This is a genomic window from Anabaena sp. PCC 7938, from assembly GCF_049315035.1.
Taxonomy (GTDB): Bacteria; Cyanobacteriota; Cyanobacteriia; order Cyanobacteriales; family Nostocaceae; genus Anabaena; species Anabaena cylindrica.
On sequence record NZ_CP186034.1, the window covers coordinates 956747 to 969308 of the forward strand.

6 protein-coding genes are annotated in these 12562 nt (G+C 42.4%); 4 read left to right on the forward strand and 2 right to left on the reverse strand.

Annotated features, from left to right (window positions below; all coding sequences use genetic code 11):
• Positions 1 to 50: 50 nt before the first annotated feature.
• Together ACOWPH_RS04660 and ACOWPH_RS04665 are read right to left on the reverse strand one after the other, a co-directional pair.
• Positions 51 to 6539 carry a lamin tail domain-containing protein gene (locus ACOWPH_RS04660; protein WP_015214223.1) on the reverse strand — a complete coding sequence of 2163 codons (6489 nt, stop codon included), beginning with the start codon at positions 6537 to 6539 and terminating at the stop codon, positions 51 to 53.
• Positions 6540 to 7069: 530 nt separating this feature from the next.
• Positions 7070 to 8035 carry an NAD(P)-dependent alcohol dehydrogenase gene (locus tag ACOWPH_RS04665; protein WP_015214224.1) on the reverse strand — a complete coding sequence of 322 codons (966 nt, stop codon included), beginning with the start codon at positions 8033 to 8035 and terminating at the stop codon, positions 7070 to 7072.
• Between the two features lie 217 nt (positions 8036 to 8252).
• Here ACOWPH_RS04665 and ACOWPH_RS04670 point away from each other — a divergent pair, with 217 nt between their 5' ends.
• The 4 genes from ACOWPH_RS04670 (at position 8253) to nifS (ending at position 12493) form a co-directional block, all read left to right on the forward strand.
• Positions 8253 to 8438: a hypothetical protein gene (locus tag ACOWPH_RS04670; protein ID WP_015214225.1), complete on the forward strand. Its 186-nt coding sequence runs from the start codon at positions 8253 to 8255 to the stop codon at positions 8436 to 8438.
• A gap of 724 nt (positions 8439 to 9162) precedes the next feature.
• Positions 9163 to 10623 (forward strand): nitrogenase cofactor biosynthesis protein NifB, encoded by a 1461-nt coding sequence (nifB, locus tag ACOWPH_RS04675; protein WP_015214226.1) that lies wholly within the window; start codon positions 9163 to 9165, stop codon positions 10621 to 10623.
• A 102-nt stretch (positions 10624 to 10725) separates the two neighbouring features.
• Positions 10726 to 11064, forward strand: a complete 339-nt coding sequence (locus ACOWPH_RS04680) for a DUF362 domain-containing protein (protein WP_015214227.1) — start codon at positions 10726 to 10728, stop codon at positions 11062 to 11064.
• A gap of 163 nt (positions 11065 to 11227) precedes the next feature.
• On the forward strand, positions 11228 to 12493 hold the full coding sequence (gene nifS, locus ACOWPH_RS04685) for a cysteine desulfurase NifS (protein WP_042465921.1): 1266 nt from the start codon (positions 11228 to 11230) through the stop codon (positions 12491 to 12493).
• The last annotated feature ends 69 nt before the right edge of the window (positions 12494 to 12562 follow it).

Below are 12562 nucleotides of genomic sequence, written 5' to 3' on the forward strand. Positions count from 1 at the left end.
TCCAAAAACATCTTCCCTCTTGCCTTGTCATAACGACAATTTTTAACGCCTTACACCAATACGAACTGGTTAGAGTCAGTCAAATTCAAGCTCACAGATTGAATGCCAGTGAGAACAGCGAGAGTTTGATTGTTAAAGTTAATGTGGGTGTCAGCATTTACTTGATTTAACTGAAGTGTCGATGTAGTAATACCTAAGCTAACAGCACCACCAATACCAATAACATCAACACCAACTTGGAAGTCAACAATGGTATTAGCAACTTGTGGTAGTTGAGCATTAACAATCCAGAATTGGTCAGCACCAGCGCCACCAGAAAGCAAGTTACCACCACCTTCTTGAACAAAGAAGCTATCATCACCGTTACCACCTAAAGCGCGGTCATTGCTACCCAGATAGAAAATATCATTTCCCTCACCACCAGACATCCGATTTCCACCTTTAGCATCAGTAGCATCAAATTCATCATTACCATCGCTACCGAAAGCTCTATCTTGGCGATTGACGTAGATAATATCATCGGCACTGCCTAGATTAATGCGGTTATTTCCTGCATTAGCTAACGTGCCAAGTTGGAGGTCTACGGTATCATTTCCTGCTCCGGTAAATAGAATATCTTGTACACCATCAAAGCTGCTACTTTGAACCGGGAAGATATCATCATTACCAGGTGTACCAACGGCAGGTAATGTGGAAATGTTCTGAGTTATTGTTAGCGTTACTAAAATTGGATCATGGTCACTTGCCCGTTGAGCATTGTCCACAAACTCACTATTAACATGAACAATGTCAACTTGGGCAGTTGCACCCAAATTATTACTCACCAAAATATGGTCAAGAGATTGAGAATTACCATCAAAGTTGTAGGTATACCGTTCATTTTCTGGCAAAGTATTGGTGAGGTTGGTAAGGACAGAGCTATTCCCACCTGCGAGAATATTCAAAGGTGAGATAAACTCAAATTCGTTCAAATCACCGACCACAACAACATTAGAATTAGGATTAGTTGCCAAAATCCCATCTACAAAATTATTTACCGCTTCAGCTTGGGCGCGACGCTGGTCTAAAGAACCATTAATGGCGTTATTTTCTTGTCCATTTCCACCAGATTCACCACCAACGGAGGGCTGATTCCTACCAAAAAGTGGACTGCTACCACCTTTAGATGAAAAGTGATTGTTAATAACGGTTATCTCTTCACCATTAAAAGCGAAGTTGGCAATTAGAGGCAGTCGAGTGTCAGTGAAAGCAGCAAAGGAAGAAGAGGGAACAGTTTGAACAGAACCATCTACTAAATCAACGCGGCTGTCATTGTAGAGGAAAGCGTTACGGATGTTTGCACCGGGCTGTCCACCACTGTTATTATTGGTAATGAAGGTGTTGTCAATGAATTTGTAAGTGGGACCACCTGCGGCAGCGATCGCATCAATTAAAGTTTGTAAGGTGAGGCTGGCACTAGTTACACCATCATTGGTACTGCCACTATTATCTTGAATCTCTTGTAAACCAATGATGTCAGGACTTTTGAGATTATTGACAATTTGACTAGCGATCGCATTAAAGCGACCATCAGCAATATCCAGATCACCATCAGCATCATTGGGATCGAGATTGAGAACATTGTAGGTAGCGATCGCTAGGGTATCACTACCCTGATTAAGAGTGGTAACTTCAGGTTGCAGATTAGCAAATTGAATATTACTAACAAAATCTTCCGTGGGAATTACCTCAAAGTTGCCAAAGTTATAACCGACAACACCAGTAACATCACCCAACCTATCGCCGACATTGACATTCGGGAAGGCAAAGTCAAACACACCATTATCTTCATCAATCTGGATGCGTTCGGGGTTAAAGTCATTAGGTGCAATGTTGATTGTGCCACGCTGACTCAAACCAGTTGCACCTGTGCCATTATCAACAACAGTGTAGATTTCCCCAAAACTGTTGGTAGGACTAACAGCAAGTAGATTTTTGGCTGTTACCCGCATTCCTTCGAGAGACTCGTAAAAATCAATACCATCAGTGATAGGGTCAAAAGATGTGAGTCCATCGTCGTCAATAACTTGAGATGGAGGCACTCGTCCGCCCGCACCAATGATCACGGCACTAGGCAGAACATTATCACTAGATAGGATGGTGATTGTGGGGTTGCCACCAATTTGGGTAGTGGAAAGATTGCCCGTACTAGCTCCACCGGGGGTAAATTCGCTGACTGTACCTGTAACAGTGATGGCATCGCCAACGCTGACTGTAGGAGTGCTACCAGTAAAGACGAAAATACCTTCCGAAGTGGCAATATCGTTATCAGGATTGGGATCTTGGAGATAGAACCCATTGGAGTCAACTGCGGTAACAATACCCGGTATATCTGTGACAACTTGCCCAACCAAAGACGATATATGACCTGCTCCTTGAATAGTATGAATTTTGATGGCATCAAGGGTAACTTCTTCAGTGCGGAACTTCTGGAAATTGTCTTGATCTAAGTCTTTAGATGCAACACTGTTGTTGTACCAGAAAGTATCACCATTATCTACTAGAAGTTGAATCTTGGTACTGCCTGTGAGGTTGTCAGGAACAGTGACAATTCCTTCAAAGCTACCATTGGTATTCAGAGAAGTTAAATCTGCTGTTCTCAATACTGGTGCATCTGCAACATTGCCAGTCCATGTATAGAGACGGAAATCATTGGGGGCGCTGTCGGTTGCTGCTCCCACCGCTCCGGCGATAATCACATACTCCCCTGTAGTGTTGCGTTCGATGCTGCGAATACCACGACCACCTAAATCTAGTTGTATGGGTGCGCCAAAGGTGGCTGAACCTGCTGTACCGCCTGTATTATCAAGAATTGAGGAGAAATTAGTAACTGGTACAATTAAGGCTTGGGTGCGATCGCTGGTGGGTTCTAGTGGTGTGCGGAAAGCAATATAAACACTGTTCCCATCAGGACTAGCGGTTAAACCTTCAATATTAAAACCATTGCTAGAACTGACAGAAACACCTCCTGCTGCACTTGCCTCTAAACCCAGGAAACCCGCACCGAGTCCATGACCATTAGCATTGTCCCAAGCAATTAAATCATCTTCGAGAAATCTGTAAGATCCGGCAAAATCGAGAGTTGTATTAATACCTGTTCCAGCAACTGTAGTGGCAAAAATCCGTTCGCGATTAGGAGCGTCATTGTTGCTAGAGTTGTTACCATGAGAACCAATCCAGTAAATGGTATTACCAATCTGTACTGAACCTTCTAGGTCTACTTCCGAACCAAGGCCAGGGGAACTGGAGAAGTCAAAACTGGTGATTGGTGATCCTGATTGAGTGCGATCATATAAGCGAATTACTTGGTCTTCATCGTCAGCCACCAGCATATATTGAGCATCAATAGCGATCGCTGTGGAAGCGTCACTTGTACCATAGTGAAAGCGGGTGCTGGTAGGGACAACTGAGGCAGCAGAAGCGGCATAGTTGATGATGTATTCAACAAGATTGTTGCCATCCGTCACTGATATGGTGATGTCTGCAAATCCAACGTCAGTCGGATTAATTTTCAAATTGCGTGTGCCGCCGCTGCCTGTCAAGTTTAAATTGGCATTCGCTACAACTGATTGGTTGCTGCTGCTAACGGTGACTGTGAGATTTTCCACTGGTGTATCAGCATCAGCGATCGCTAAGTCAATACCCAGTATCCTGGCTGGATCGGTAGGATCGTTAATTGCACCACTCAAAAATCCTGATCCTGTAGCGGCGAGATTAATAAAAGGTGAAGCAGTATTTTCTGTAATTGTTGGGACTGCACCTACCGCCGTATCGTTATCAGTAATATTGACTGTGGCGATACTGGGAACTGTAATGCCGTTGTAATTAATATCTGCACTAATCGCAGTATGGGAAATTGCTCCTGTGTGACTGCCTTCAAATAACGCATCATCAACCGCCGTAACGGTAACGGTTTGGGCAATATTCCAATTCGCAGAGGTGAAAGTCAGAGTACTGCTACTCACCAGCAGTTGTGAATCTGCATTAATTGCGATCGCTACATCCGCTGTTGGCTGACTTCTCAATACGACTGTATAAGTATCAGTTGCTCCTCCTTCTGTTACCGCCGTGCTACCACCAGACTGACTCAGCAAAACTGCGGGACTTGGAACTGCGGCACTGCTATAACTTCCAGGGTTGCCAATACCACCACTTAGAGAATTAAAGGAATTTAAATTATCTCCCACCGTTGAAAGTGTCCATGTGGTGATATCATTTGTACCGAGATTAGCCGCCGCAGTCCAAGCACTGACACCATTAGCTCGTGATGTTCCTGGAAATTTGGTACTATCTCCATAGGAAAGGCTATCAATCAGTTGGTTGGTGTTATCAAAAATATTGATTTCATCTTCCCGGCCTAAGTTAACCGTGAGTTCTCCAATCACTTTTACAGATGACGATAGACCCCAATCATTGCGGAAATTGTCAGCATTATTTTCAGTGACAATTACCGATTCACCAGCACCAACCATGCCAAAAGCACTTAAAGAAACTGTACCAGCAATGCGGGAATCATCGTCGTAACTCCAACCATTTAGATCAATAGCAGTATCGCCAATGTTGGTAATTTCAAAAAATTCACTGCCATTCCCACCGTCTTGATATTCTGTAATTCTGATTGCAGGTGAATTTGGTGCAGTATCGTTGTCGGTGATGCTGACTGCGAGGGAGGGAATCGTCAGACTGTTGTAAATAGGATCAGCACTGGAAATACTATGAGCGATCGCACCATTATGGGGTTTAGTTTCAAAAATGCCATCATCTACTGCCTGGACGGTAATTGTCTGGGGTGTAGTATCAGTCAGGTTAAGGACAAGGGTAGAAAAGAAGTTAATCCCATCTGTACTGAGCAGAGTCTGTTGATCGGAGACGGTAATATTGATATTGACTGCGGCTGTGGGAGTAGTAGTTAAAGCGAGAGTATAAGTATCAGTTACACCGTTTTCTGCTACAGATGTGTTGCTTCCAGTTTGAGTGAGGATGACAGTCGGTACAACTCCAATTACATAACGCCCAGGATTACCAATATCATTAGCAGTGGATAACACGGAACTTTGAGCATCAGCAATGGTGGAGAGTTTCCATTTTGTTGCGTCATTGATACCTAGATTATCTATTTCTGTCCAGCCGCTCACGTTTTGGGTTCGCACCCCTCCAATCGCTTGATCGTCATAGGTGAGGCGATCTACAAGTTGGTTATTATTGTCATAGATATTGATTTCATCACCGCGTCCTAGTCCTGGTGAAGAATCTCCAATCACTTTAACTGTTGCATCTAAACCCCAGGCTGTGCGGAATGCAGCAGTGTCAGCAGTTTCAGTAAAGATGACTGATTCACCAGCTTCTACCGTACCGAAGCCACTGAGAGAGAATGTACCAGGGGTACGATTGCTGTCAGAGTAACTCCAACCTGTTAAATCTACGGGACTGTCGCTCAGATTTGTCAATTCAACAAATTCACCATTGCCCCCAGAGTAAAGATACTCGGTGATTTGAATGGTGATACCTGAAGCACCAGTTGAGTCATTATCGGTGATGTTGGCAGTAACGTTAGCGATCGCTAATCCATTGTAGTTAGCATCGACACTCGTCACGCTATGGGAGATTGTCCCCAGATGAGAATCTTCTAGAATTGCATCATCAACTGCCGAAACTGTCACTGTCTGCCCGACATTCCAATTAGCAGTCGTAAAAGTGAGGGAATTGGAGCTAGTTGTCACTTGTGAATCACCATTCAGGGTGATGATCACATCTGCTGTTGGTTGGCTATTTAAGACAATCGTATAGCTGTCAGTTGCGCCACCTTCTGTGACATTGGTCGTGCCACCAGATTGGGAAAGCGTAATCCCTACAATTGATGCAGCACCTAATGTAAATGCTGTATCACTAAAAGGTACATCTGGGGCAATGGTATCAATGCTCTGATCACCGGCACCATCTTGAGCAATCCAATTGCTAGGATTATTGATAATCGGTAAATAAGCTGCGAAGTTAGCTTGGTTTGTGCGAGCGCCATTGAAAACTGCAACATCCGCGCCACCAGCAGCTAGTGATGATAAATCTAAAGCATTTACCCCGGCTGTTAAGCCTGTATTCGTTAGTAGACCATTTGTAGTACTAAATCCGCTATTGGCAATCGCAGTCATAAATGTGGGTGAAGCTGCATCTCCCTGATAGGCATAAAGCACTTCGCTACTGGCGCTGAGTCCTCTATTAGTGCCTCGTTCTGCTACGGGTTGGGTAACTGTTCCTGTGCTGGCAGCGATATCTCCAGAACCAATGTTATCAATGCGGACGATTGTTCCTGCGGGGATTAAAACGTTAGATGTCCAGCTAAAAGCACCTTCGTTTGTATCAACCCAAGCAGTACCGTTCCACTCGTTATCCTCAAAAATAATTACTTCGTTAGGATTAATATCAACTAACGCCACAAAAGCAATATTGTCATTACCATCCGCGTTAAACCCAACAAAAGCGATATTTCCTGCTGTAAGTGCCATAATTCAAATTTTCCCTGCGATTTTAAGAAATCACATCAAAATAATTGGTGAGTATCCTATCTAGTAGGCTTACTCAGTTTGGTTAAGAGAACAAAAAGTAAAAATTATTAGAACATTATCAATACTTTTTCCAAACAAAGAGAATGACGGGGAAGGCTTCTTGCTGTTTCAGCTTAAAAATGTACATAAGGTAATTCCCTAACTTTGACGTAGTAAATAAAATTGCTGGTAAATTCATACTTTATTGCTATGTTTGCAAGCCGCAACAAGTATTTGCTGGCAAAAAAGGGCTAATTGTCGGAATGGAAAAATTTGAAAATCAGCATAAAAGTGAAATACTCGTTGTGCAAGAGCTAATCACAGCTTTAGATATACAAGATGTTGTCTTCAGTTTTGATTCCTTACATTGCAAAAAAAACTTTCAAAATAATTGAAAGTGGTAAATAGTATTGCTTCTAGGACAATGAGATTATTTTGTCACAGATTTAAACATGATCTGGTGTTGATGTGGAAGTTCTCACACCGATGCCTCAAGTAAGCGTTGCGATCGCAATGCGCTCCGTAAGAATCGCAATTTTTCCCACCGCACGCCCTCCTTCACTATACCGATGAGCTTTTGCTAAATCTTGTAAAGGATAGGTGCTATCAATCAAAGTCCGCATTTTACCCCCTTCAATCAAATCTTTTAAATAAACCAAATCCTTGCTATTCGGTCTTTCCAACACAAATTTTACCTTTTGTCCCGGCATAAACATTGTTAAAAAACTCTGCAAAATCATTTCCGGGTTAGGTAACGTGGAAATAAAAACCCCATTTGGCTTTAAAACTTTTCTGCAATTAGAAAATGCTCGTTTGGCAACTGCATCAAAAATAATATCGTACTGCACATTACCTTCTGTAAAATCCTGTTGCGTATAGTCAATCACTAAATCTGCATTCAAAGATTTCACCAAATCCAAATTTCTGGTACTGCAAACACCTGTCACCTCAGCCCCCAACGTCTTAGCAATTTGCACCGCAAAAATGCCCACACCGCCCGAAGCCCCATTAATCAATACCGTTTGACCTAATTTGATATTTCCCAAGTCTTGCAGGGCTTGTAGAGCCGTTAGCGCCGCTAAAGGTACAGTAGCTGCTTCCTCATAACTCATATTTGTGGGTTTGGGAGCCGCAAAATTTTCCGGGATAGCTGCAAATTCTGCATAAGCACCTCCAGGAAAACTAGTACTGCCATAAATAGCATCTCCTACTTGGAAGCGCGTCACTTGTGAACCAACTTCTACCACTTCCCCAGCCACATCAAACCCCAGAATCATTGGGAAATTGTTTCCCGTCAATAAACTCAACATTCCCTGGCGGATTTTCCAATCAATGGGATTAACACTACTAGCATGAACCTTTACCAGTAACTGCTCAGGTTTTATTTTCGGCTGTTCCACCTCTTCATACTGCAACACTTCAGCAGAACCATAGCGACGGATAACAACAGCTTTCATGACATTTCCCCCTGTTTGACTTGTTCGCCATATATATAGTGTAGCGATGCCAAAAGTTCAGAACGATTAATTTTTTTCCTATTCCCTATTCTTTGATTTGAGATTATTTATCATTCCCGAATAGCTTTAAGAACGTGAAACCAAGGAAAACTGGCTTAAAAAACTAAATTTATTGCAAATAATCTGCATTAAGAGTTATTATTGTATTGAAGCTAAAATGCTCATTCAACATAGGTTAGAAGTGCAATTAACATCATTGATCATTGAAAAATTAAAAGAATATGAACTGCATTTTTATCTCCAAAAAAATGATATGTTGGATACAGAATATAGATTGGCAAATATCTGGACTATGACAACGGTTTCTACTCCAGATTTACACTTCAAATCCCTTGCAAACTAACGCTTTTAGCAGGATTTGAGGATAGTTTGAGTACATGGGTAATGTAGCCCAAATTAAACTAAATTATTACTCAATCCCTTGCAGGTATTGGGTTTTGACTGAGTACAAAGAAATCCTGAACCCCACTCGAAAAATACTCGTACCCCAACTGAAAAACACTAGAACCTGTACCCGAAAAAATTTTATTTAATTTTTGTAACCCTAGCAAAGATTGGGGTTTCTAGATCTGAGTACAAACATAATATATCCAATAAATCCTATCCTAGACAGCCCCAGCACCTATCTAGAAACGGCTGCTATAAATCATTTATCGCCAATCACTTAACGCTCCTTAACAAAGTTAGAAGCCAAAAGTGAGTGGAGGGATGAGATAGCACCATGCCTAGAGTGAATGGAAGTCGCGGCTGTACACACAAAGTCTACCCCAGACCCAAACGTTGACACACACCAGCCGAACCCCAAGCATTGTCTGCCCACCCTTGTATCAATTTTAGATTAGGAATTTGGACTTCGACTGCGCTCAGTCGAACGATTTTGGATAAAAAGCCTTGATTAATAGGCTATTTCCAGAAATATAAATCATCCTACTTATCTAAAATTGGTATCAATACCAGGTTAACACCTGTGGGCAAGTGAGTAAGACGCGACTTCGGTTCATAGGCATTGGCAGTAGTAAAAGCATCTCCCACAGTGGCTCTCTAGTCCACCGAACTTGCGAAATTCAATGACACTACCTGCTACAAACATTCTCACCTCCTCCAATCAGGAATCCATTATCACCCCAGCTAAATCTGCTGGTTGCGGTTGCGACAGCACCACAACTCCAGAAATGGACGAAAAACTTATAGAACGCATAGCCAAACATCCTTGCTATAGTGAAGAAGCTCATCATCACTATGCCCGGATGCACGTTGCAGTTGCACCAGCTTGTAATATTCAATGCAACTATTGTAACCGCAAGTATGACTGTGCTAACGAAAGTCGCCCTGGAGTGGTAAGTGAGTTGCTCACACCTGAAGAAGCCGCACATAAAGTGTTGGTAATTGCGGGTAAAATTCCCCAAATGACAGTTTTGGGAGTTGCGGGGCCTGGTGATCCTTTGGCTAATCCAGAAAAAACTTTCCGTACTTTTGAATTAATTGCAGATAAAGCACCAGATATTAAACTGTGCTTATCTACGAACGGTTTGATGTTAACAGAATATGTTGATCGCATCAAACAATTAAATATAGATCACGTTACTATCACCCTTAACACTATCGACCCAGAAATAGGCGCACAAATCTATTCTTGGGTTCATTACAAACGTAAGCGTTATAGAGGCGTGGAAGGAGCAAAAATTCTCCTAGAAAAGCAGTTGGAAGGTTTGCAAGCTCTCAAAGAAGCTGATATCTTGTGCAAAGTTAATTCCGTGATGATTCCTGGAGTTAATGACAAACATTTAGTAGAAGTTAACAAAGCTATTCGTGAGAGAGGTGCATTCTTACACAACATCATGCCGCTGATTTCTGCACCGGAACATGGTACACACTTTGGTTTAACAGGTCAACGGGGACCCACAGGTAAAGAACTGAAGGAAGTCCAAGACAACTGTTCTGGTAACATGAAAATGATGCGTCACTGTCGTCAGTGCCGAGCAGATGCGGTAGGATTATTAGGAGAAGACCGCAGCCAAGAATTCACCAAAGATAAATTCTTGGAAATGGCCCCAGAATATAACTTGGAAACACGCCAAGAAGTTCACGAAGGTATTGAGAAATTTAGAGAAGAAATTAAAGCAGCTAAAGATAAAGCAAAAGCAACTGCTGTAGAGAGTAACAATGGCAAATCTCTACAAAACAAACCCAAAATCTTAGTTGCAGTAGCAACAAAAGGTGGTGGATTAGTTAACCAACACTTCGGACACGCTAAAGAATTTCAAGTGTATGAAGTTGATGGTAACGAAGTGCGCTTTGTCAGTCATCGCAAGATTGACCAATATTGTCAAGGTGGATACAGCGAAGAAGCTACCGCAGACAATATAATGAAAGCGATCGCAGATTGTAAAGCGGTCTTGGTATCCAAAATCGGCAACTGTCCTAAAGAAAAACTAGAAGCAGCCGGGATACAAACTGTTGAAGCTTACGACGTAATTGAAAAAGTTGCTCTAGAGTTTTACGAGCAATATGTAGCGACTGGGGAATAGGGACTGGGGACTAGGGACTGGGGACTAGGAAAGAAACTTTTCCCAATACCCAGTACCCAGTACCCAATCACTAATCACCAATTCACACAAAGGCAAATAATTATGGCTTACAAAATTACTAGCCAGTGTATTTCCTGCAAGCTTTGTTTGTCTGTTTGTCCCACCGGTGCAATTAAAGTAGTTGACGGTATTCACTGGATTGACTCTGAACTTTGCACAAACTGTATTGACAGTATTTACACCGTACCTCAATGTAAAGCTGGTTGTCCCACTGCTCATGGTTGCGTTAAACAACCAAGCGATTATTGGGAAGGTTGGTTTGCTAATTACAATCGCGTTTTAGCAAAGTTGACAAATAAACAAGATTACTGGGAACGTTGGCGGAATACTTATTCCCAAAAGTTCTCCGAACAGTTGCAAAAGCATCAAGTAGTGGTTTAGGTGACGGGTAATAGGTGACAGGTGAGCCAGCGCAGTCTTGGGGGTTTCCCCCATGAGCGACTGGCGAACCCGAAGGGTGACAGAAAAGAAGTAAGTTTTTACCAATTACCAATTACCCATTACCTATTCCCAATAAGTAATAACTAATAACTTAATGACTAAAATGCAAAAGAATTGCATCTATCTCGATAACAATGCTACCACCAAAGTAGATCCAGCAGTTTTAGAGGCGATGCTGCCTTATCTGACGGATTATTACGGCAATCCTTCTAGTATGCACAGTTTTGGTGGACAACTTGGTAAAGGTGTCAAAATAGCCAGAGAACAAATTGCAGCTTTATTAGGAGCAGAAGAATCAGAAATCATCTTTACCAGTTGTGGAACTGAGGGAGATAATGCTGCTATTCGTGGTGCATTATTAGCTCAACCAGAAAAACGCCACATTATCACAACTCAGGTAGAACATCCCGCAGTTTTGAATGTCTGCAAACAGTTAGAAACCCAAGGTTATACTGTTACCTATTTGTCAGTAAATGCGAAGGGACAGTTAGATTTAGATGAACTGGAAGCTTCCCTGACAGGTAACACCGCTTTGGTGAGCGTGATGTATGCCAATAATGAAACCGGCACTATCTTTCCAATTGAAGAGATTGGTGCTAGAGTTAAGGAATACGGCGCTATCTTCCATGTCGATGCAGTTCAAGCGGTAGGTAAAATACCCTTGAACATGAAGACCAGCACCATAGATATGTTAACTATATCTGGTCACAAAATCCACGCACCCAAAGGCATCGGTGTTCTATATGTGCGTCGTGGAGTTCGGTTCCGTCCTTTTCTCCTTGGTGGACACCAAGAACGGGGACGCAGAGCAGGGACAGAGAACGTTCCCGGAATTATTGCTCTGGGCAAAGCTGCGGAACTGGAAATGCTAAATTTAGAAGAGGCAACCAAGAGAGAAAGCCGATTGCGCGATAGATTGGAAAAAGCCCTCCTTGCTAAAATTCCCGACTGTGAAGTCAACGGTGATCCTAGTCATAGATTACCAAACACCACAAATATTGGTTTCAAATATATTGAAGGTGAAGCAATTTTGCTCTCCTTAAATAAATACGGTATTTGTGCTTCTTCTGGTTCTGCTTGTACTTCTGGTTCTCTAGAACCTTCCCATGTTTTAAGAGCGATGGGTTTACCCTACACCACTTTACATGGTTCGATTCGTTTCAGTCTTTGCCGCTACACTACCGAAGCTGAAATTGATCAAGTTATCGCAGTCATGCCAGAAATTGTTGAACGTCTCCGCGCTTTATCTCCCTTCAAAAATGATAATGCGGGTTGGTTACAACAACAATCCGTAGGGGCGAAGCATTCGGAAAATAGCCTTTCGGAAAAACGGATAATTGATCGCCCGAATGCTTCGCCCGTACATTAGTGTAAAAGTCTCCTAAATCTTGTCAGGGTTTAGCATTGCTAAACCCCTACCCAACGCTCAATTATTTCT

Coding starts and splice junctions, on each gene's coding strand:
- ACOWPH_RS04660 (WP_015214223.1), bottom strand. CDS start 6,539: ATGGCACTTACAGCAGGAAATATCGCTTTTGTTGGGTTTAACGCGGAT.
- ACOWPH_RS04665 (WP_015214224.1), bottom strand. CDS start 8,035: ATGAAAGCTGTTGTTATCCGTCGCTATGGTTCTGCTGAAGTGTTGCAG.
- ACOWPH_RS04670 (WP_015214225.1), top strand. CDS start 8,253: ATGCTCATTCAACATAGGTTAGAAGTGCAATTAACATCATTGATCATT.
- nifB (WP_015214226.1), top strand. CDS start 9,163: ATGACACTACCTGCTACAAACATTCTCACCTCCTCCAATCAGGAATCC.
- ACOWPH_RS04680 (WP_015214227.1), top strand. CDS start 10,726: ATGGCTTACAAAATTACTAGCCAGTGTATTTCCTGCAAGCTTTGTTTG.
- nifS (WP_042465921.1), top strand. CDS start 11,228: ATGCAAAAGAATTGCATCTATCTCGATAACAATGCTACCACCAAAGTA.